The following is a 20088-nucleotide window of genomic DNA, read 5'->3' as shown; positions in this document are numbered from 1 at the left end:
GCCGTTCCGCTCACGGGGGCGTCGCGGCCCAGGCGCTGCCGGTGGCGGCCTTGTCGTATCCGTATTGATAGAGCGCGCGCATATAGCCGGTGTCGAACCCGATCGACTCCGGCGAGGGGTAGTCGCGCTCGATATAGGACAGATGGAAGCCCAGATGGTTGCGCTGGGCGAAATCGTAGGTCGACAGGATCACCGAGCGGGTCTGCGCCTGGGTGATCGCGGAGATGCTGCGGGAGGCGACGTCGATCGTGGAGTTGGAGACCAGCTCGAAGTTTCGCTCGAGCTTCTTGTTGACCAGAATGTAGATGTCGAAGCGGCTGTTGGCGGGCCAGGCGCGGCCCTGGAACAGCAACGCATCGGGCAGCGTGAGGACCGGCGCGGTCACCCCGCCATCGACATGCATCTCCTGGAAGCGGCGGCCCTGGCCCTCTGCATCGATCATGATCGGCGGAAACACCAGCGGGATGCTGGCCGAGGCCGCCATCACGTCGCGAAACAGCTGCAACGCCTCCGGCGTGCCGACCGCGGCAATCCGCCCCATGTCCCAGATCACGGTGCGCTGGGTGTCGAGATCGGTGGTGACGATCAGGAGCTTTCTGCCCTTGGCATGCTCGCGCGCCACCTCGCTCAGGAGCTCCGGCCCGACATAGCGGGCGACCAGCTCGCGCAGCCGCGTGTTGCCGAACAGGCCGGAGCCGAACAGCACCCGCGTGATGCTCGGATCCGTCAGCAGGGTTTCCGCGATGCCGGAGGTGTAGACCTCCTTCAGCGTCGCGTCATAGCGCGGTCCGAGGAATGCAAAGGGCGCAATCAGCCCGCCGGTCGAGACGCCCGAGACCACCCCGAAGGTCGGACGGTTGCCGGCCGCGGTCCAGCCGTTGAGGATGCCGACGGCATAGGCGCCGTCGGCGCCGCCGCCGGAGAGGGCGAGATAGGTCTTGAACGGGAAGCGGCGGTCGTCCTTCTCCAGGCGGAATTTCGAAGCGGGTTCATCCGCGTAGCGCCGCAACCCGTCGAGATCCAGCACGCGTGAGCCGACGGCATCGGCGGCGGTGTAGGGCGTACGCGGCAGCGAGCTGCAGGCGGTCAGCGTCAACGCGAGGCCGCAGAGCAGGACGAGCCGGATCGCGCGAGCGGCCATCATCTGGGGGCCGCCGTGGCCTGGAATTGAGAACATCTGACGCCAGTCACATTTCGCGCGGATCGAGCAACGGCAGGACATCCACCGCCTTATTCTCGACTTAAAACGATACGGTTTCGTTTTGTTTAATGAAGGAACGTGGCGGCGACAAGGCTACGCGCGGATATTTTGCGTTCACGAAGCCGTCGCGCCCGGCCACGGTACGGTGGGTTGATCGGTCGTCGGCGGCACGCAATAAGCAGCCGCATGACATCCGCCGATCATCCTGCCAATCATTTCGAGCTGCTCGCCACCGATGGCGCCGCCCGCACCGGGCGCCTGGCCACGCCGCATGGCGTGGTGCGCACGCCGGCGTTCATGCCGGTCGGCACGGCAGGCGCGATGAAGGGAATGCATTGGCGCGAAGTGCGCGACGCCGGCGCCGACATCGTGCTCGGCAACACCTATCACCTGATGCTGCGGCCGGGCGCCGAGCGGATCGCAGCACTTGGCGGGCTGCAGCGCTTCACCGGCTGGGGAGGCCCGATGCTGACGGATTCCGGCGGCTTCCAGGTGATGTCGCTGTCGGAGCTGCGCAAGGTGACCGAGCAGGCGGTGACCTTCCGCTCGCATATCGACGGCGCCAAGGTCGAGCTGTCGCCGGAGCGCTCGATCGAGGTGCAGCGGCTGCTCGGCTCCGACATCGCGATGCAGATGGACGAGTGCGTTCGCCTGCCGGCCGAGCGTGCCGACATCGAGCGTGCGATGCAGCTCTCGCTGCGCTGGGCCGAACGCTCCAAGCGCGCCTTCGAGACCGCGCCAGACGGCTATATGCTGTTCGGCATCGTGCAGGGCGGCGACGTTCCTGCGTTGCGCCACGTCAGTGCGCGGGAGCTCACTGCAATCGGCTTTCATGGTTATGCGATCGGCGGGCTTGCGGTCGGCGAGCCGCAGGCGGTGATGCTGTCGATGATCGAGGAGACCGCCCCGGTGCTGCCGGCAGATCGGCCGCGTTACCTGATGGGCGTCGGCACGCCCGAGGACATCCTGGAAGCGGTGGCGCGCGGCGTCGACATGTTCGACTGCGTGATGCCGACCCGGAACGGCCGCCACGGCATGGCGTTCACCCGGTTCGGCCAGATCAATCTGCGCAACGCCCGCCATATCGACGATCCGCGGCCGCTCGACGAGGAAAGTCCGTGGCCGGCGGCGCGCAGCAATTCACGCGCCTACCTGCACCATCTGGTGCGGTCGGGTGAAACGCTTGGGGCAATGCTGCTGTCCGAAATCAATATCGCCTATTACCAGCAGCTGATGCAGGGCATCCGCGAGGCGATCGCGAACGGCACCTTCGAGGACTTCAAAACGAAAACGCGCGCCGGATGGGCGCGCGGTGATCTTGCTCCGAGATGAGCTCTGTTATCAGTTGCACACGATCGGCTTCACCGAGTGCTTGGTGACGAACCCGTAACCGCAGGTGTCGCAGGTCCAGAGATAGCTGATCAAATTGTCGTAAAGATACGCAGACGCTTCTGCGGCAATCATGGAATCGGCGCACACCGGGCAGGTGGGCAGATCGCTGCCACGCGGATCGGGCCTAGACGCGATGGTCGACAGGACTTCAGCAAGCGCTGGCATCGTGACCTCCTTGCGTTCTGAGCAGGTTGCGTTCTGAGCAGGCTGCGTTGTGAGCAAGTTGCGTTCTGAACTCTACTGACGAAAGTACTATAGCCCGAATTGTTTGACCTTGTCGCAACACAAATGCGTTGGTTTGACGTTATTTGTGTCAGTTCTATTTTGCGATGCAACGAATGCCGGATCGCTCCGTTATGCGCTTGCGCCTTTTTGACGCGCTGCGTCTAATGTCGGGAGATCGCATCTTCCATGAACATCGATGCCCAAGGAGCAGCTAATGGACGCGCCGACAACGAGTGCAGTGCAACCCGGACGCGGACGCGTCTTTGACTCCATCGTCGACGCGATCGGCAATACGCCGACCGTGCGGCTGCGAAGGCTGCCGCAGGCCAACGGCGTCGATGCGACGATCCTTGCCAAGCTGGAATATTTCAATCCGGCGGCCAGCGTGAAGGACCGCATCGGCGCCGCGATGGTCACGGCGATGGAGAAGGCCGGCATCATCAATGCCGACACCGTGCTGATCGAACCGACCTCGGGCAATACCGGCATCGCGCTTGCCTATGTCGCGGCCTCCCGCGGCTACCGGCTGAAGCTGGTGATGCCGGAATCGATGTCGATCGAACGGCGGCGGATGCTGGCCTTCCTCGGCGCCGAAATCGTGCTGACCCCTGCGGCGCAGGGCATGAAGGGCTCGATCGCGACCGCCGAGGAGCTGGTGCGCACGACGCCGAATGCCGTGATGCCGCAGCAATTCAAGAACCTCGCCAATCCGGAAGTGCATCGCCGCACCACCGCCGAGGAGATCTGGAACGACACCGCCGGCAACATCGATTACTTCGTGGCCGGTGTCGGCACCGGCGGCACCATCACCGGGGTCGGGCAGGTGCTCAAACCCCGCAAGCCCTCGCTCAAGGTCGTCGCCGTGGAGCCCGAGGAGAGCCCAGTGCTGTCGGGCGGCCAGCACACGCCGCACAAGATCCAGGGCATCGGCGCCGGCTTCATCCCCGATATCCTCGACCGTTCTGTCATCGACGAGATCGTCAAGGTCAACAGTGCGACTGCGATCGAGACCTCGCGGGCACTGGCGCGCAATGAAGGCATCCCCGGCGGCATCTCGTCGGGTGCTGCGATCGCAGCCGCCATGCAGATCGGCAAGCGGCCGGAGGCGGCCGCCAAGACCATCCTGGCGATTGTGCCGTCGTTCTCGGAGCGCTATCTGTCGACGGCGCTGTTTGAAGGAATTTGAGAGATGGCCGATCAGCCGAGGCGACCGCGAACCCTGAACGACGCCCGCAGCGAGGCGGAGGCGGCTTTCAAGAAGGCCACCACCAAGGTCGTGGCGGCACCGCCGAAGACCGTGGCGGTGCCCGGCGTCCGCGAGCAGGTCACGTTGCGGATCGACCAGGACGTGCTGGAATATTTCCAGGCGGGCGGCCCCGGCTGGCAGGACCGCATCAACGAGGCGCTGCGCAAGGCGGCCGGGAAATAGCAGGCCGGACCACGGCCGAGACCGGCAATCAGGCTTTGCGCTTGCGTCCGCTCCCACGGCGCGCGGTCCTGATGACCCCGTCGCTGATCAGATTGCCGCATATCTCCTTGAGCAGGGCCACGGTCTCGTGCGTTGCCCTGCTGATGGGGCGGCCACGTGGCAGCGCCAGCACCCGTTCGGCGCTCGTCCATGGCAGCAGCGCCGCGGAAAGCTGGCCTTCGTCGACCTCCCGGTAGATGCCGGAATAGGTCAATAGCGCGTAACCGAGGCCGGACGCGACGATGCGTTTCATCGGCGTGCTGCTCTCGACGCGGATGGAAAACGGGATATCCGCAGGGAAGGCCGAGCGGCTCAATGGCAGCACGGCCCGCGGCAGGCGCTTGAAGTCATTCAGCGTCATCCGGCCGCGCTTGAGCAGGGGATCGCGCGGCGGGCCGATCAAGAACACCTGCTCGAGCACCAGCGTCTCATAGGCCAGATGATCGTTCGGCTGCGGCGCCGTGACGATCGCAAGATCGAGCTGGCCGCGCAGCAGGCGATCGCAGGCAAGCTCGGTCAGGGCCTCGCCGAGCTCGAGCTGGACGCGCGGAAAGCGTTCGGCAATGAGGCGGGCGAGCGGCGGATAGAAGATCTCTGCCACGCTCGATGGCGCGCCCAGCCGCACCGTGCCGCTCGGCTCGCGGTTCTCGGTGCGCACCTCCGCCTTGATGTCGTCGACCGCACCGAGCAGCCAGCGTCCACGCTCGAGCAGCATCTTGCCCGATTCCGTCACCGCGACGCCGCGCGCGGTGCGCGTGAGCAGGGCGCCGCCGAGCTCGTACTCCAGCTCCTTGATGTGACGGCTGAGCGCGGACTGCGCGATGTTCAGCGCGCTGGCGGCCGCGCCGAAGCCGCCGCGCTCGGCCACACCGATGAAATAACGAAGCTGACGCAGGTCCATCGCCGCCTCCATCTCGGAATGAGATGGGAAGCATATCAAACATATTCTTGTGAGATGTCAAAAAGGGCGCATCCTGCCGCCAACACGAACACCAGGGAGGAAACGCTCATGGGCACGTCGCTCGAGACGCCCCGCCGCACATCGATCATGATCGTCGGCGGCGGACCGGTTGGGCTCGCGATGGGGTTGTTGCTCGATCGCTTCGGCATCGACGCCATCATCGTCGAGAAGAGCCCGACCACGACAGATCATCCGAAGTCGCGCGGCTGCTGGGTCCGCACCATGGAGATCTTCCGGCAGTGGGGCATCGAGGGTGCGATCCGCGACCGCGGCCTGCAGGATTCCTCCGACATGTTCGTTCAGGTCGAAAGCATCGCCGGCCGCGAGATCAGCCGCTCGCGCCCGGAGCCCAATCTCGGACAGACGCCGTCCTGGAAATCGCTGGTCGCCCAGGACGCGGTCGAGGAGGAGATCTACAAGGTCATCGCACACTCAAATCTGGTGCAGGTGCATTTCTCGACCGAATTCATAGGCTTCGAAGAGGTCGAGGATGGCGTCGTCTGCGAGGTCCGTGCGGTGGAGACCGGTCGCACAGAACGCTGGCACGCGAAATATCTTCTCGCCTGCGACGGCGCCGGCAGCCAGACCCGCCGCAATGCCGGCATCGACATGGTGGGCCCGTCCACGCTCGCGGTGATGCTCAACGAATATTGGCGCGGCGATCTCTCGCGCTTTCCGATCACGCGGGAGGCCGCAGGCTATCAGGTCTACAGCGACAAACCGGGCATGCCGCGGCGGGCCAGCATTCTCAACACCAACGGCCGCGATCGCTGGCTGTCGGTAATGCAGATCGGGGAGGAGAAGGACGAGCGGCCGCGGCCCTGGACCGATGCGGAGACGATCGAAATCATCCGCAGCCATGCCGGCGTTCCCGACCTCGACGTGACGCTGCTCAACCGCTCGATCTGGCGGATGAGCAAGCAGGTCGCGGCGCAATTCCGCAAGAACCGTGTCTTCGTGGTCGGAGATGCCGCGCATCGCTTTCCGCCGACCGGCGGATTCGGCCTGAACTCCGGCGTGCAGGACGCGCACAACCTGGCCTGGAAGCTGGTCTATGTGCTGCGCGGGCTCGCTTCAGAAGACCTGCTCGATTCCTACGACGTGGAGCGCCGTCCGGTGGCGCAGTCGAATGCCGATTTCAGCTACGGCAACATGATCCGCTTCCGCCGGATCGATGACGCTGTGCGCTCGGGCAATGAGGACCGCATCCGCTTCTGGGTCAACGATCTCGACAACCATCTGCACTCGATCGGCCAAGCGCTTGGCTTTTCCTACGAAGAGGGTGCGGTGATCCCCGACGGCACGCCGCGTGGCGGCCACCTGACCCGGACCTATTTCCCATCCGATCGCCCGGGCGGGCGCTTTCCGCACCTGTGGCTCGACATGGCGCGCAAGCGCTCGACGCTCGACTGGTTCGACAAGGAGTTCACGGTCGTGACGGGCCCACTCGGCGGCGAATGGCTGGAGGCCGGTCGCAATGTCTCCGGCAAGCTCGGCATTCCGTTGAACCTTCAGCAACTGCCGAATGCGCATCAATCCGACGGTATCCAGATGGGCCCGCGCGGCGCCGTACTGGTCCGTCCCGATGGCCATGTGGCCTGGCGCATGCCCTACATCCCGCAGGACCCCGCGCGCGAACTCGCCGGCGCGCTGCAAACCGTGTTGCACTAGCCATGGAGAGGATTGAAGCCAACGGCATCTCGATCAGCTTCAGGCGCAGGGGCGAGGGGCCGCCGCTGTTCCTGCTGCATGGCGCGGAAGCCGATCATTCGATGTTCGATGCATTTGGTGCGGCGCTTGCATCGCATTTCACTGTCATCGCGTACGACCAGCGTGATTCCGGCGCCACGCGGAATCCGCACCTGCCTTATGGCCTGGGCGAGCTCGCCGACGATCTTGCTGCGCTGATCGCAGCGCTCGGTTACACGCGCGCCAACGTGTTCGGCACCTCTTTTGGCGGCGCGATTGCGCAGGTGGCGGCCGTTCGTCATCCCGCCCGCATCGATCATCTGGTGCTGGCCTCGACCTTCCGCGCGGGCGTTTCCGTCGCCTCGATCAACCCCGAAGGCTTTCCACGATTTGCTGAACTACGTGCGCATCTGCCGGAGAGCCTAGCGGCCTTCGCCGAATATTTCTTCCCGCCGAGCTACATCGCGGCTTATCCCGAAGCGCTCGCGATCTTCACCGGCACCAAACGTGACGCCGGACAGAAGGAGCGCCGCGGCGCGGTGCTGGCGCGGCCGATCGAGGTGTCGCTGGGTGGGATCAAGGCTCCGACGCTGGTGGTGGTCGGCAGCGAAGATCGACTGATCCCGCCGGCGCATACGCTGTCGCTGGCACGCGAGATTCCTGCCGCTCGCACTGCGGTGATCGCCGGCGTCGGCCATGTCGGCACGATTCAGGATCCGGCCGCAGTGGCCGCGGAAGTGACTGCCTTTCTGCAAGGCCAAAGAACCGAGCACAACGCGGAGGAGAACGACCATGACGAATTCCCGGGAGGATCTCGTCACAGCCTATGACGGGGCGCGGCTCGATGCGCACTACTGGATCAGCATAGCGCTCGTTATCTCGATCAGCGTCTTCGACTATTTCGACTACTATGTCGTCGGCTTCCTGGTCGCGGTGCTGGCGCCGCAATGGCAGCTTACCTTTGGGCAGACCTCGCTGATCCTCCTCAGCGCGGGCGTCGGCGCGATCATGGGCTCGCTGGCCTGGGGCGCGCTCGCCGACTACTTCGGGCGCAAAACGCTGCTGGTTGCCGGCGTCACGCTATGTGCGCTGAGCGCAGGCTCGGTGTCGCTGATACCGGACGGCGCCTGGATCACTTTCGCGATGCTGCGCTTCTTCGTCGGCTTTGGCGTCGGCGCCGCCGCCTCGGTTGCAGTCCCCCTGATCGTCGAATACACGCCGACGCGCCACCGCACCCTCGTGACCAGCGCCACCGTCATCCCGGTCTCGCTCGGGATCCTGGCCGCATCGCTGTCGGCGGCGACACTGCTGCATCAGATCGGCTGGCGCGGACTTGCTGCGCTCGGCTTCCTGCCGCTGGCACCGGCCGTTTTGATCGGGCTCGTCATGCCGGAATCGGTGCGCTGGCTGGTGTCGCGCGGCCGCGACGCGGAGGCTCGCCGCATTGTCGCACGCGCGCTGCGCGTTGCGCCCGATGCACTGCCGTCATCACCGCTGATCGAGACGACCACCAAGCCGCAAGACGCTGGCTTTGCCGAGCTGATGCAGGAGCCGAGGCGGGTCTGGCTGACGTTGATCGTCTGGTTCGGTGCCAGTACGGCCAATTACGGCGTGTTCCTGTGGGGGCCGACCATCGTCGCGCTGCTGATGGGGGTGACGGCGGTCGAGGTCGCTCATCTGTTCGTGATCGTCTCGCTTACCGGCATGATCGGGCGCACGATTTTTTCGGTGCTCGCACAACGGATCGGCCGACGGCGCTGCGGCGAGATCATGGGGTATGGGACCGCATTGTCGCTCGGTGCCGCAGGACTGTTGTTCGACCGGACGCTGTTCGGCTATCCCGCCTTCGTCGTGTTGCTGGTCCCGGCCGCGCTGTTCTTTGACGGCGGCTTCTCCAACATCGCACCGTATTCGGCCGAAATCTTCCCGGTTCGCCTGAGCGCGCGAGGCGTCGGGCTCGCGCAGGCCGCCAACGGCGTCGGCAAGATCGCCGGTCCGTTGTGTCTCGCGCTGATTGCCGGCACCTCCAACATGATCACGCCGAAGGCCACCATCGACGCCGTGACGCCGGCCTTTCTGTTCCTGGCGGCGTGCGGGTTGGCGATCGGGCTTGCGTTCACCCTGCTTGGTGTCGAAACCCACGGCCGTCCGCTGGCGTTGGAGGTGCTGAAGTCAGGCGAAAGCCCAGGAACGGTCGCCGCTCATCTTGACCACGAAGCCGAGAGCGTCGTGCGCTCGACGCCGTCCTAAGGCTTGCCGAAGCGCGATCCACAACCACGAAGGAAAAGCATCATGCAGAACAGTGTCCAGACCGGCGCGGCCACTCGGATTCCTTTCGACACCGCAAAGCTCGACGGGCTGATGGAGGCGGCGGGCCTCGATGTGCTGTTCGTCACCTCAAAGCATAACGTGCAGTACCTGCTCGATGTCGAGCGGGCGATCTTCTTCGACTACATGGATGCGATCGGTACCAGCCGCTATCTGCCGGTCGTGGTCTATGCCAAGGGCGCACCCGAGAAGGCCGGCTATGTCGGTCACGGGATGGAGACGCATCAGCGCGAGGCCATGCGCCCCTGGGTGCCGACGCTCAATGTCTCCGGCCATGGCAGCCTGGACGCGATCGCGACCGCCGTGCAGATGATCCGCGCCAGCGGCGTGCCCGCCAGGCGCATCGGCGTGGAGACCGCCTTCCTGCCGATGGATGCGGGTAGGGCGCTGCAGGACGCGTTCCCTCACAGCGAAATCAAGGATGCGCTGTTCGTGCTGGAGCGGCTGCGTGCGGTGAAGACGCCGGCCGAGCTCGCCAAGCTGCGTGCCGCTTCCGAACGCGTCACCGAGGCGATGCTCGATGTGATCGCGCATCACGGCCCCGGCACCACCAAGCGCCAGCTGTTCGACGCGCTGCGGATCGCCGAGGTGACGCGCGGCCTGACCTTCGAATATTGCCTGCTGGCCGCAGGCTCGAGCTACGACCGCGCGCCCTCAGAACAGCGCTGGGAAGCCGGCGACGTGCTGTCGCTCGATTCGGGTGGCAATTATCACGGCTATATCGGCGATCTCGCCCGCATGGCCGTGCTGGGCGAGCCGGATGCCGAGTTGCAGGACTTGCTGGCCGAAATCGACGCCGTGCAGCAGGCGGTTTTTGCGGTTATCGAGCCAGGCGCGATGGGCGGCGCGATCTATGCCGCGGCCGAGCGCGCGTTGAAGGAGACGGGCCAGCGCGACAACATCGAGTTCCTGGCTCATGGCATGGGCCTGGTCAGTCACGAGGCGCCGCGGCTGACGGCCTCGGGCCCGATCCGCTACGATGCCGCCGACACCGACCGACCGCTCGAACCCGGCATGGTGATCTCGGTCGAAACCACGATGAAGCATCCTCGCCGCGGTTTCATCAAGCTCGAGGACACGATTGCCGTCACGGCAACCGGATATCAGATGTTCGGCGAAGCGGGCCGTGGGTGGAATCGCGGTGGTGCACGCGCACCTCGAGAATGATCGTGTCTGCGCCGCGGCAGCCGTCTGTGGCGGCCGAGCTGCCGCACCGTGTCATTTCGACACGGTGCCGAATGCCCGTTTGATCGCATCCTTTAGTTGTATTATAGTTTGATAGTTGTAGTGACTGACCTGATGTTTTTGCGGGCGGCCCTGTGCCGCGAGGATTTTTTATTGGTTCCGGAGAATGACGCATGGCTTTCAACTGGCGTCCGACCAAGGCTACGCCCCAAACGCGTTACGACGATATCTGGTTCGTCAGCCCGCTGGTCGGCTGGGCCGTGAACAGCGCGGGAGAGATCGTCCATACCGAGGACGGAGAGAACTGGACCACCCAGCACACGGTCGACGGCGACACCTGGCTCCGCTGCATGAGCTTCACGAGCCCGACCGATGGCTGGGTCGGCTCGATCACGCGACGGCAGCGGCTGTTCAAGACCGAGGACGGCAAGACCTGGACTGACGTGACCGCGAGCCTGCCGGCGTTGCCGAGCGCGATCTGCGGAATCTCGTCGCCGTCCAAGGGCGTCGTCTTTGCGTCGGGCACGCAATATCCAAATCGCGAAGCGGGCGTCATGCACACGGCTGACGGTGGCAAGACCTGGAATTCGATTTCCTTGGCCGCGCACGCCAATCTCCTGATCGACACCTACTTCGTCGACGACCTGCACGGCTGGGTGGTCGGCGGCAAGGGCGGGACCACGTATGACAAGTTGAAGCCCGTGGTCATGTTCACCGCCGACGGTGGCAAGACCTGGCAGGACAAGCTCGAGAATTCCGGGATCGATTTTCCGACCGGCGAATGGGGTTGGAAGATCCAGTTCCTGACGCCGCAAGTCGGATTCGTATCGCTGGAGAACGACACCGCGGCGGCGATCCTGAAGACGACGGATGGGGGCAACAGCTGGAAGCGGATTGCGATCACCGATCCGCAGCGCAATGTGGAGCTGGAGGGGATCGGCTTCGTCAACGAGCAGGTCGGATGGGTCGGCGGCTGGGGCCACGGTTTCATGGCGAACCAGCCCGACGGGACCACGAGCGGCACCACCGACGGCGGCGCGACATGGTTCGATGCCAACGGCGTCGGCCGCTTCCTCAACCGCTTTCGCTTCACCAAGACGGAGACGATCGTCGGCTATGCGTCCGGCGGAACGATCTATCAATGCACGAAGGTCGATGACACCGCAGTGGTCGCGTTGCGGGCCGCAACGCGCAGCGTGGAGCTGCCGATCCCGCACGCCTGGGACAAGCTCGAGATCGACGCTCACGTCCCGGAGCACGCCAAGCGATTGACGATCACGGTCTTCAATCCGCGGCAGACGCTGGTGAAGGTGCTGGCCGACGAGGCGACGCCGCAGCCGGGCGTGCGAAGCTTCTCCTGGAATTTCAAGACCGACGACGGCGTCGATACCGGCACCGGCCATTTCATGTACCGGGTCCTCATCGACGGCCAGGCGATCACCGGCATGGTGGTGCGTGCGGCGCGCGCAGCTCCCGATACGCTCGGCACCCAGGTCGCAGCGTTGATCAAGCGCATCGCGCCGCGCGCCAAACGGGCCCATGACGATCTCATGCTTCCGGACGCCACCGGCAAGCCGGTGCCGCTGAAGCCGCTGTTCGACGCGCCGCTGGATATGATGGGCGCGCTGATCCGCGGCGGCTGGATCATTCCCGGCGAGGCGGATCGCAGCATGTTCCTGGTCGCGATCATCGGGACCGGGCCGATGCAGGGCGTGCTGGCGCAAGCCGACATCCAGTTGTTGACGGACTGGGTCAATGCAGGCGCGGTCGTGCCACAGGCGATGGCTTAGCTATCGGTTGTTTGGACATTGCGAGGCAGGCGACATGAAACGCATCGCTCAATTCGTCAACGACGGCATCACGTCGCTTCCGGACCTGAAGGATGCGCTACAGACGGCAATGCAGCTCGAATTCTCGACCATCCCGCCCTATCTGTGCGCGCAATGGTCGATCAATGACGACCCGAGCAGCGTCTCCGGCATGATCGAGGACATCGTGGTGCAGGAGATGTTTCACTTCGCCCTGGCGGGCAACATGCTGACCGCGATCGGCGGCGTACCGAACATCGCCAATGCCGGCTTCGTCCCGCAATACCCCACCCATGTGCTGCCGGGCGGCATCCCGCAGGCACTGGCCGTCGATCTCAAGCCGCTCACGCCGGATCAGGCCCAGGTCTTCATGCAGATCGAGTATCCGGAGTTTCCGCCTGTAGCCTTTGCCCTGGCAGGCGGAGCGAAGCCGACCACCATCGGCGCGTTCTACGACACGATCGCGGCGGGGTTCAACACGGTCAATCCCACGATCAATCCCGGCGGCTTCGCGGTCAAATCCGGCGAGGCCAAGCCGATCAAGAGCCTGGCCGATGCGCTCGCAGCGATCGCGCTGATCAAGAGTGAAGGCGAGGGTGCGGAAGGCTCGCCCGACCAGCCGCCGTCCGGCAGTCGCACCTTCGCCCACTACTATGTGTTCAAGGAGATCTACACCCAGAAGACCCTGGTGCAGGACGCGGCGGGGCACTGGAGTTTTACGGGGGCCGCGATCCAGTTTCCGACCTCGTTCGATTTCCAGCCCTCGACGGTGACGCCGTCTCCGTCGCTGGCCTTCAGCCAGGCGCTGTCGCAGCTCCTGGCCAACCTTCAGGCTTGCTGGACCAGCGGCAGCGCGGTCGACATCAGCGGCATGTTCACCCTGAAAGGCCTCGGCACCGACCTGATCAAGCAGGGGATCCGTCCGGAATTCGTCTGGGTCGAGCCGACCTGAACGACGCGCCGAACCGGCCGGGCGGATCGTCATGAAAGGCGCTACTTGAGCTCACGTTGCGGCGCGAGCCGGGCGTGCGGCCGTCGGCTTCAGGTTCAACAGATTGCCGGTCAGGATCAGCGCAGCGCCGAGCACCGTGAAGGCGTCGAGCCGCTCCGCGTAGAGCAGCCAGCCGAGGAAGGCGGTCAGCGGGACACGCACGAAATCCATCGGGATCACGACGGTGGCGTCGGCATGCAACAAGGCGCGCGCCATGCAGTAATGCGAGAAGGTGCCGCCGAACGCGATCAAGGCGAGCCAGCCCCAGGTCGAAAGCGGCGGCCAGGTCCAGACATAGAGCGCGGGCCCGAGGCTCGCGGCCGACTGCACCACCAGCATCCAGAAGATGATCGCCAGCGTCTGCTCGGTCCGCGTCAGCGATTTCACGATCGCCACCGAGACACCGAAGCCGACGGCGGCGGCGAGCGCGATCAACTGACCCGGATTGATCGCGCCGGTCGCAGGCCGCACGATCACCAGCACGCCGACCAGGCCGAGCGCGATCGCGATGACCTTCCAGACCGTCATGCGTTCGCCGAGAAAGCTCGCCGCAAGGATCGCGGTCCAGATCGGCATGGTGAATTCGATCGCGACCACCTGGCCGATCGGGATCAGGGTCAGCGCATAGAACCAGCCGAGCTGCGCGCAGAAGTGCATCAGGTTGCGGGCGATGTGCACCTGTACCCGCGCGGTCTTCACGATCGCAAAGCCGCCGCTCATGTAGATCAGCGGCGTGAGCATCACGAAGCCGAGCACGCCGCGCACGCACATCAGCTGGAAGACGTTGACCTCGCGCGTCGCCTCGCGCCCGGCCACCGCCACGATCAGCATCAGTGCGAGCCAGCCGGACATCCACAGTGCGGCGCGGGGGATTGAGGGTGTGCGGTCCATGGCGGGGAAAATCGTGAAGGGATAGCCGGTATCGGCGAGCTGATCAGAATTTGCAACGCGCAATTCTGCCGGCGCGGATGCGCGCCGCGCGCGATCGATGCTAAGCAGCATTCAAACGGACGACATCAGGAGGATCTGCTCATGCGTGTCTTGCAACCGGCCGAATGGTCGAAACCCCGCGGCTTCTCGCACGGCGTCGCGTTCGACGGCCCCGGGCAATGGATCGTGCTGGCCGGCCAGACCGGCGGAGACGAGAAGGGCGAGTACGCCCCCGACATGGCCGCCCAGGTCGGCACTGCGCTGACGCGCATCGTCAAGCTCCTGGGCGAAGCCGGCGCGGGGCCGCAGCATATCGTCCGCCTGACCTGGTACCTGACCAGCCGCGGCGAATACGAGGCCGCGGGCGCCGGCATCGGCGCGGCCTGGAAGGAGACGCTCGGGCGCAATTTCCCGCCCTCGACGCTGCTTTATATCGACGGGCTGGTCGATCAGCGCGCCAAGGTCGAGATCGAGGTCACGGCCTTCGTGCCCGGCGCGTAGCGTGGTGGACAGCAAAAAGCCCTCGGGAGCGAACCCGAGGGCTGATCGTTTGCGCGCGCTTGCCGGTTACTTCGACAGCGTGATGTTGGCGCCGCGGAACTGGCTGTCGGCGCGGATCGTCACCGATTGCTTGTTGCCGCGGGTCTGCAGCGCGATGTCGGCGTTGAAGCCGGGCGCGCTGGCGACGACCTGGAAGGTACCGCCGCCGCCGCGGCCCTGCAGGTTGCCGCTGACATTGCGGCTCGACTCGCTCCAGGAGCCGGTGACTGCACTCCCTTCAGCCTGCACGTCGGCCGCCAAATTGAACTTGTAGGCGTCGCTGGCGCACGTGAGGCTCATGGTCATGTTCGCGCCGCCGACACGGTAGGTCGCGCGGCAACGGATCCGCTCCTGGGAGCCGTCATCCAGCGTGACCGAGCCGCCGCCGGACCAGGTGCCGTTCATGCCGGCGAACGGGCCAGACTGGGCATGTCCGGTGGTCGCCGCCAGTGTGGTCACAAAAAAAGCGGCGGCCGCGAATACGGGCCGCCGGCTCTCGGAGAAAATTGCCTTGAGCACAGATCCAGATGCGCTGCCGATCTTACTGACGGGACGCTTCCCATCGGCCGCTGCACGGTACGCCAGCTGATGCCCCATTCCACTTCCCCGATCCGGTTTTGCCGTTGAGTTGACCGTTCGCATATGCACCATTGATCGAGACTCGCACAAGTCCCCCGCTGCCAACGGTTCCGGAGATCGCCGCGCCCTGCGCCGAGATCTTCCCTTCGCTGACGGTCACGGTCGATGAGGACGACGGTTCGCAGCTACCGGTCTTGGTCACGACTGTGACGCTCCAAAGGCCGTCATAGGGCTGCTGGGCGGATGCGGGGGCGGCGGCAACAGCGGCTGCGGAGGCGACACAGGATGCCAAAAGCATGTCGCGGATGCGGATCGAACGCATGAATCAAATCCCTGTCATTTGTGGTGATAGGCCAGTTTATCCTGTCACAATGTGTTCAAAATTGGTGCGTCGCAAGAACCGTTGAAAGTTCCTGTGAACTCAAACACATCATAGTGAATCTGGTTCCCGCCGCGGAACGGGAAATTTTGCGGGTTCGCCGATCTCTTGCGGTATTTTGGTAGTCTAATGCTTGCCATCGCCCAGGTTCGGCGCCTTGGTGGCAAACTGCTCGTCCTGCGGCTTGGCGGGCAGGGTGCCGTGGGCCTTGCCGTGGTCGATGACCTCGGCGAGCAGCCGCAGGCCGAGCGGAGCCAGCGCGCGCTCCCACAGCTCGCGGGCGGTCTCGCCTTTCTTGACGAACACCCAGTCCTGGGCGGCGATTGCGCCGGCGTCCATGCGGTCGGCGAGGTGGTAGATGCTGCCGCCGGCGATCGGATCGCCCTCCTTGATGGTCCATTCCACCGCCGCGATGCCGCGGTGGCGGGGCAGCAGCGACGGGTGGTAGCCGATGCCGCCGTGCTTGGCGACCGCCAGGGCCTCCCGGCTGACCCGGGCGTGGCTGTGGGCCGTCACGATCAGATCGGTGCCGGGGGCGATCTCGCTCGCGGTCACCAGCTTGGGATCGGCCTGCACGACCACCTCGATGCCGTGCCCCTTCGCCGTCGTCGCCAGCCGGTCCTCGCCGTCATGGACCACGACCCTGAGGATGTCGACGCCGTGCTCGCGCAGCATGTTCAGGGTCGTCACGCCGAAATGGCGGGAGCCGACAAGGGTAATGCGCATGGGATCAATTCCGTGGTTCACCAATAAAGACCGCTATGCCGATAGCATAACGGGGCCGCCTGTTTTGCCCTCATGCCGGTTATCAACAGGGCGGCCGGCTTGCAATCTCAGGCCGCGAGCCGGCTCGCGAGGATCTTGTCGATGCGGCGGCCGTCGAGATCGACGATCTCGAACTCCCAGCCCTGCGCCGTGATCCTGGCGCCGACCTCGGGGATCGCACCGAATTCATGCAGCAGGTAGCCGGCCGCGGTCTGGTAGGGCCGCGGCGAGGGCAGCGCGACGCCGAGCAGCTCGGCGAATTGCAGCGCCGGCATCCAGCCCGAGATCAGGTAGGAGCCGTCGGCACGCCTGACATAGGCCGGCTCGGCCGGGCCCTGCTCGGTGTGGAAGGCGCCGACGATGGCCTCCAGAATGTCGGCGCTGGTGACGACACCCTGGAAGGTGCCGTACTCGTCATGCACGAGGCCGATATGCACCGCGGAGTCGCGCAGGATCGCGACCACGTCGCGAGCGTCCACGGTCTCCGGGATGATCGGCGCGTCGCGGGTCAGCGCGCGGATGTCGGGCGTCGCGCCGGCGAGGTAGACGTCGAGCACGTCCTTGGCCTGCACGATGCCGAGCGCATGGTCGCGGTTGCCGTCGAACACCACGCAGCGCGAGTGGCTGCTCTTCTGCAGCGCCGACAGGATCTCGGGCAGGGGATCGGCGAGGTCGATCAGGCTGACCTCGTGGCGCGGCGTCATCACGGCGCCGACCGGCAGGTCGCCGAGCCGCATCACGCCGGCAATCATCTCCTTTTCGCCGGGCTCGAGCACGCCGGCATTCTCGGCTTCGACCACCAGCGTCTTGATCTCGTCCTCGCTGACCCGGTCGGACGCATCCTCGCGATGGCCGAGCAGCAAGAGCAGCGCCTTGCCGGAGCGGTCGAGCAGCCAGACCAGCGGCAGCGACATCTTCGCCATCATGGTCATCGCCGGCGCGACCCTCACCGCGACCTGCTCCGGATCGCGCAGCGCGATCTGCTTCGGCACCAACTCGCCGACGATCAGCGAGGCATAGGTGATGATGCCGACGACGATGCCGACGCCGGCCGCATCCGCGACGCTGGCCGACAGCCCGAGCTCGAGCAGCCATTGCGTCAGGCGCTGACCGAGCGTTGCGCCGGAGAAGGCCCCGGATAGCACGCCGATCAGGGTGATGCCGATCTGCACCGTGGAAAGGAATTTACCGGGATCGGACGCCAGGGTGAGCGCGCGGCGCGATCCCGAGACGCCTTTCTCGACCAGCGCCGCCAGCCGCGCCGGGCGCGACGAGACGATGGCAAGTTCCGACATCGACAAGAGACCGTTGACGATGATCAGCACCGCCACGATCGCCAGTTCCAGATACAGCACGGGAGTCCTTCGGGCTTTAGGCTTGTGCCGCGTGGGTCGCGGCATCGTCGCCCCTATATAGCGGCAGCGGCGCGACTTTGCTGTGCCTGATGGGCCGCGCCGCCCGTATGACCCGCATGCGCAGCATCGGCGCGGCATTTTGGCGCTGGTTGATGCGCGCTAACTCCAGGCCAGCAGCCGCAGTTCCGGTTTGGAGAATGTCCTGGGGGCGGTGACCGAGGGCTCGGGCGGAAGCTCGGAGGCTGCCCGCAGCTGCATCCGCAAATCCGCGCTCTGCTGCTTCATCTGGTTGCGCAGTTCACGGCGTGAGAAAGCGGTGAGCGAGGGATCCCCCAGCTGCAGCCAGGCCTTGCGCAGCCATTCCTGCAGCTCGCGGATATTCTGGTTCAAGACTTCGGACTGGGTCATGCCGCCAAAATCTCAAGCAACGATCGGTAGCGTAGTAATGCTGATTCGCGCGTTTTCACCTAGAGCGTTTTCGAGCGGGCGAGGCGGAGGCGTGCGCTTTGTCAGTGCACCTTGTCTGGGCCCGTGCGCAGAGAGCCCAGCGCGACCGGCAGCGCCAGGGCAAGCGCCGCGATCATCGCGAGGTGACGGACCTGGACCGCGGAGAGACCGAGATCGTTCTGAGCGACATGGCCGAGCAGGATCGCGGCATAGGCGGCGACGCAGACTGCGACAATGATGGCGACGAAATCGGTCTTGCTGTCCATGGCGGCACCCGCGTTGTTGAGGCGTCGGTGTAGCCCGGCTCGGTCCCGCCCGCTGTGAGATGGCTCACGCTTGCTCGCGCTGAGCCTCGCGCATTTTCGGTTCTGATTTGCAATCGGAACCGAAGCTCCAGGTCTGGTTTTGACGCGCTTTCCTCACGCGAACCGGTATCCGCTTCGCTTGAAAACGCTCTAATCAGCGTCCACGCAGAAATAGGTGCGCGGCACGAGGCGGGCGGCGGTGTAGCGATAATATGGACGGTAGGCGTAGCCGCGATAGATCGCCGGCGGCTCGTGGTAGAGCGCGCCGTGATAGGCGATGCGTACCGGACCGGCCGTGCAACGATAGGGAAGCAAGGGCGGCGGCACCGGCGAAACCACCGCCAGCTCGGGCGGGATCGCAGGGAGGAACTCGTGGCTTTGCACGGGCCGGGCAACGACGGTCAGGGCCAGAACGGCAAGCGCCAGCGTGCGTTTCATCTGTTCACCTCATCGTCGGGCTGCCTGGCCCGTTCGACGAGGTTGCCAGCGAATAGACCCGCCGTCGATAGCCGCCCGGCTATTTCCCGCCCGGCAGCTTGACCGGGACGTGGGGCGATGTGCTCACCACACGCGGGCTTCCGTCGGGATGGCCTTGGCTCTTGAGCAAGGTCTCAAGAAGGATAATGAACTTTTCAGCAAGCATGGGCGTAGCCCTCTTCGTCAATGTCCTTTCGTCGCAGCGATCGCTCCGGCAATTCATTCAACAAAACGCGAGTCGCTCGGCATTGTGATGCTGCGGCGCAAGCACGGCCATCTTCAATCCGGGAGATTACCGGTTGATTACCGGGTCGAATGTGATGATCGGCACGCTGCCGCGTTCAGTGCGCGCGAGATTCTGACTGGAATGCGTGCTGCCGCGATTCGGTGCAGCCGAGAGGTTCATCGGCGCCGTGGGATAATCCCGCAAAGCGCCACAGCGTCACGGCCGCCGCGACGCCGCAATGTTCGCAGCGTAGTGGCGCCCCGCCGGCCATATAGCGGCCCTTCCGGAACGTCTCGGAGGAAGCAATTTCCCGGCAATGCGGGCAAGCCATGGTGAGCTTGCTGGTCTTCCACCATTGAAATAGTTGAAACACCGCACCCCTCAGCGTTTCACAGCGCAAATCACTATTACAAATTAGCAACCTTTTGCTTCGCTTGGAAGTAGGGCGAAGGTCGCACAACCGATCATTTGTCCAGGCAGGTATCGCCGAACAGTGCGCATGCAGTCGAAACTGGTTAGCGAATCTCTAACAAGCGCTCCCGCACTGTGCGGTCACGTCACACTGTTCCTTCAAGGAATCGACGCTAGCAATCCCGCCATGGAACCGGAGCATGACATCGACGAGGGAGCCGGATCGGCGCTGCGCCGCAGCTACGGACGGCTGGCCTGGTGGATCGTCCGGCTCAATCGCCTGTTCGAGCCGTCCCGCGCCGCCGAGCCGCCGCGAGTCCATACGCCGCCGCGCACGCCCGTCCCGCCGAGGCGAGCCGTGCCGCCGCGACCCGAATAGCAACACCATAGTACCGGTTTGTCCCGTTTCCGCGATCGGAGCGGGCT

The 20088-nt window shown here is 65.1% G+C and carries 21 protein-coding genes; 10 read left to right on the top strand and 11 right to left on the bottom strand.

Going from position 1 to position 20088, the window contains the following annotated elements; genetic code table 11:
* Positions 1-10: 10 nt before the first annotated feature.
* On the bottom strand, positions 11-1141 hold the full coding sequence (locus IC762_RS19000) for a patatin-like phospholipase family protein (protein WP_195790191.1): 1131 nt from the start codon (positions 1139-1141) through the stop codon (positions 11-13).
* Positions 1142-1387: 246 nt separating this feature from the next.
* Here IC762_RS19000 and tgt point away from each other — a divergent pair, with 246 nt between their 5' ends.
* Positions 1388-2533, top strand: coding sequence for a tRNA guanosine(34) transglycosylase Tgt (tgt, locus tag IC762_RS18995; protein ID WP_195783795.1), 1146 nt, complete (start codon positions 1388-1390; stop codon positions 2531-2533).
* Between the two features lie 9 nt (positions 2534-2542).
* Here the strand turns inward: tgt and IC762_RS18990 are convergent, their stop codons facing one another.
* Positions 2543-2758 carry a hypothetical protein gene (locus tag IC762_RS18990; protein WP_195783794.1) on the bottom strand — a complete coding sequence of 72 codons (216 nt, stop codon included), beginning with the start codon at positions 2756-2758 and terminating at the stop codon, positions 2543-2545.
* Positions 2759-3032: 274 nt separating this feature from the next.
* Between IC762_RS18990 and cysK the strand changes: the two genes are divergently transcribed.
* Positions 3033-4004 carry a cysteine synthase A gene (cysK, locus tag IC762_RS18985; RefSeq protein ID WP_195783793.1) on the top strand — a complete coding sequence of 324 codons (972 nt, stop codon included), beginning with the start codon at positions 3033-3035 and terminating at the stop codon, positions 4002-4004.
* Positions 4005-4007: 3 nt separating this feature from the next.
* Entirely contained in the window at positions 4008-4247 is a 240-nt protein-coding gene (locus tag IC762_RS18980) for a BrnA antitoxin family protein (RefSeq protein ID WP_195783792.1), read from the top strand.
* 28 nt (positions 4248-4275) lie between these two features.
* On the opposite strand, the gene IC762_RS18975 is transcribed toward IC762_RS18980, so the two are convergent.
* Entirely contained in the window at positions 4276-5199 is a 924-nt protein-coding gene (locus tag IC762_RS18975) for a LysR family transcriptional regulator (protein ID WP_195783791.1), read from the bottom strand.
* 96 nt (positions 5200-5295) lie between these two features.
* Here IC762_RS18975 and IC762_RS18970 point away from each other — a divergent pair, with 96 nt between their 5' ends.
* From IC762_RS18970 to IC762_RS18945, 6 genes are all read left to right on the top strand, one after another.
* Positions 5296-6918 (top strand): FAD-dependent monooxygenase, encoded by a 1623-nt coding sequence (locus IC762_RS18970; protein ID WP_195783790.1) that lies wholly within the window; start codon positions 5296-5298, stop codon positions 6916-6918.
* A gap of 2 nt (positions 6919-6920) precedes the next feature.
* On the top strand, positions 6921-7766 hold the full coding sequence (locus tag IC762_RS18965; protein ID WP_195783789.1) for an alpha/beta fold hydrolase: 846 nt from the start codon (positions 6921-6923) through the stop codon (positions 7764-7766).
* Positions 7729-9186 carry an MFS transporter gene (locus IC762_RS18960; protein ID WP_195783788.1) on the top strand — a complete coding sequence of 486 codons (1458 nt, stop codon included), beginning with the start codon at positions 7729-7731 and terminating at the stop codon, positions 9184-9186. Before IC762_RS18965 ends, IC762_RS18960 begins: the two co-directional genes overlap by 38 nt.
* Before the next feature lie 42 nt (positions 9187-9228).
* Complete coding sequence (locus tag IC762_RS18955) at positions 9229-10431, top strand: M24 family metallopeptidase (RefSeq protein ID WP_195783787.1); 1203 nt, start codon at positions 9229-9231, stop codon at positions 10429-10431.
* 191 nt (positions 10432-10622) lie between these two features.
* Entirely contained in the window at positions 10623-12239 is a 1617-nt protein-coding gene (locus IC762_RS18950) for a WD40/YVTN/BNR-like repeat-containing protein (protein ID WP_195783786.1), read from the top strand.
* 34 nt (positions 12240-12273) lie between these two features.
* Positions 12274-13209 (top strand): ferritin-like domain-containing protein, encoded by a 936-nt coding sequence (locus IC762_RS18945; protein ID WP_195783785.1) that lies wholly within the window; start codon positions 12274-12276, stop codon positions 13207-13209.
* Positions 13210-13260: 51 nt separating this feature from the next.
* On the opposite strand, the gene IC762_RS18940 is transcribed toward IC762_RS18945, so the two are convergent.
* The gene (locus IC762_RS18940) at positions 13261-14139 is read right to left on the bottom strand and encodes a DMT family transporter (RefSeq protein ID WP_195783784.1); all 879 of its coding nucleotides are present in this window, start codon (positions 14137-14139) and stop codon (positions 13261-13263) included.
* 141 nt (positions 14140-14280) lie between these two features.
* Here IC762_RS18940 and IC762_RS18935 point away from each other — a divergent pair, with 141 nt between their 5' ends.
* Complete coding sequence (locus tag IC762_RS18935) at positions 14281-14679, top strand: RidA family protein (RefSeq protein ID WP_195783783.1); 399 nt, start codon at positions 14281-14283, stop codon at positions 14677-14679.
* Between the two features lie 66 nt (positions 14680-14745).
* On the opposite strand, the gene IC762_RS18930 is transcribed toward IC762_RS18935, so the two are convergent.
* The 7 genes from IC762_RS18930 to IC762_RS18900 form a co-directional block, all read right to left on the bottom strand.
* Positions 14746-15315: a hypothetical protein gene (locus IC762_RS18930; protein WP_195783782.1), complete on the bottom strand. Its 570-nt coding sequence runs from the start codon at positions 15313-15315 to the stop codon at positions 14746-14748.
* The gene (locus IC762_RS35290) at positions 15260-15595 is read right to left on the bottom strand and encodes a hypothetical protein (RefSeq protein ID WP_195790190.1); all 336 of its coding nucleotides are present in this window, start codon (positions 15593-15595) and stop codon (positions 15260-15262) included. The genes IC762_RS18930 and IC762_RS35290 overlap by 56 nt, the downstream gene beginning before the upstream one ends.
* A gap of 207 nt (positions 15596-15802) precedes the next feature.
* The gene (locus IC762_RS18920) at positions 15803-16402 is read right to left on the bottom strand and encodes a formyltransferase family protein (protein ID WP_195783781.1); all 600 of its coding nucleotides are present in this window, start codon (positions 16400-16402) and stop codon (positions 15803-15805) included.
* A 107-nt stretch (positions 16403-16509) separates the two neighbouring features.
* Positions 16510-17796 carry a hemolysin family protein gene (locus tag IC762_RS18915; RefSeq protein WP_195783780.1) on the bottom strand — a complete coding sequence of 429 codons (1287 nt, stop codon included), beginning with the start codon at positions 17794-17796 and terminating at the stop codon, positions 16510-16512.
* Positions 17797-17955: 159 nt separating this feature from the next.
* Positions 17956-18204, bottom strand: a complete 249-nt coding sequence (locus IC762_RS18910; protein WP_195783779.1) for a hypothetical protein — start codon at positions 18202-18204, stop codon at positions 17956-17958.
* A 101-nt stretch (positions 18205-18305) separates the two neighbouring features.
* On the bottom strand, positions 18306-18509 hold the full coding sequence (locus tag IC762_RS18905; RefSeq protein ID WP_195783778.1) for a hypothetical protein: 204 nt from the start codon (positions 18507-18509) through the stop codon (positions 18306-18308).
* Between the two features lie 189 nt (positions 18510-18698).
* The gene (locus tag IC762_RS18900) at positions 18699-18986 is read right to left on the bottom strand and encodes a hypothetical protein (protein ID WP_195783777.1); all 288 of its coding nucleotides are present in this window, start codon (positions 18984-18986) and stop codon (positions 18699-18701) included.
* Positions 18987-20088: the final 1102 nt, after the last annotated feature.

Origin of the sequence: Bradyrhizobium genosp. L, from assembly GCF_015624485.1 — a bacterium.
Lineage (GTDB): Bacteria > Pseudomonadota > Alphaproteobacteria > Rhizobiales > Xanthobacteraceae > Bradyrhizobium.
Note: the sequence above shows the minus strand (reverse complement) of the source record. Positions and strands in the feature narration are given on the sequence as shown.

Coding starts and splice junctions, on each gene's coding strand:
- cysK (WP_195783793.1), top strand. CDS start 3,033: ATGGACGCGCCGACAACGAGTGCAGTGCAACCCGGACGCGGACGCGTC.
- IC762_RS18950 (WP_195783786.1), top strand. CDS start 10,623: ATGGCTTTCAACTGGCGTCCGACCAAGGCTACGCCCCAAACGCGTTAC.
- IC762_RS18935 (WP_195783783.1), top strand. CDS start 14,281: ATGCGTGTCTTGCAACCGGCCGAATGGTCGAAACCCCGCGGCTTCTCG.
- IC762_RS18945 (WP_195783785.1), top strand. CDS start 12,274: ATGAAACGCATCGCTCAATTCGTCAACGACGGCATCACGTCGCTTCCG.
- IC762_RS18990 (WP_195783794.1), bottom strand. CDS start 2,758: ATGCCAGCGCTTGCTGAAGTCCTGTCGACCATCGCGTCTAGGCCCGAT.
- IC762_RS18940 (WP_195783784.1), bottom strand. CDS start 14,139: ATGGACCGCACACCCTCAATCCCCCGCGCCGCACTGTGGATGTCCGGC.
- IC762_RS35290 (WP_195790190.1), bottom strand. CDS start 15,595: ATGCTTTTGGCATCCTGTGTCGCCTCCGCAGCCGCTGTTGCCGCCGCC.
- IC762_RS18900 (WP_195783777.1), bottom strand. CDS start 18,986: ATGAAACGCACGCTGGCGCTTGCCGTTCTGGCCCTGACCGTCGTTGCC.
- tgt (WP_195783795.1), top strand. CDS start 1,388: ATGACATCCGCCGATCATCCTGCCAATCATTTCGAGCTGCTCGCCACC.
- IC762_RS18965 (WP_195783789.1), top strand. CDS start 6,921: ATGGAGAGGATTGAAGCCAACGGCATCTCGATCAGCTTCAGGCGCAGG.
- IC762_RS18930 (WP_195783782.1), bottom strand. CDS start 15,315: ATGGGGCATCAGCTGGCGTACCGTGCAGCGGCCGATGGGAAGCGTCCC.
- IC762_RS19000 (WP_195790191.1), bottom strand. CDS start 1,141: ATGGCCGCTCGCGCGATCCGGCTCGTCCTGCTCTGCGGCCTCGCGTTG.
- IC762_RS18955 (WP_195783787.1), top strand. CDS start 9,229: ATGCAGAACAGTGTCCAGACCGGCGCGGCCACTCGGATTCCTTTCGAC.
- IC762_RS18905 (WP_195783778.1), bottom strand. CDS start 18,509: ATGGACAGCAAGACCGATTTCGTCGCCATCATTGTCGCAGTCTGCGTC.
- IC762_RS18920 (WP_195783781.1), bottom strand. CDS start 16,402: ATGCGCATTACCCTTGTCGGCTCCCGCCATTTCGGCGTGACGACCCTG.
- IC762_RS18910 (WP_195783779.1), bottom strand. CDS start 18,204: ATGACCCAGTCCGAAGTCTTGAACCAGAATATCCGCGAGCTGCAGGAA.
- IC762_RS18970 (WP_195783790.1), top strand. CDS start 5,296: ATGGGCACGTCGCTCGAGACGCCCCGCCGCACATCGATCATGATCGTC.
- IC762_RS18975 (WP_195783791.1), bottom strand. CDS start 5,199: ATGGAGGCGGCGATGGACCTGCGTCAGCTTCGTTATTTCATCGGTGTG.
- IC762_RS18960 (WP_195783788.1), top strand. CDS start 7,729: ATGACGAATTCCCGGGAGGATCTCGTCACAGCCTATGACGGGGCGCGG.
- IC762_RS18980 (WP_195783792.1), top strand. CDS start 4,008: ATGGCCGATCAGCCGAGGCGACCGCGAACCCTGAACGACGCCCGCAGC.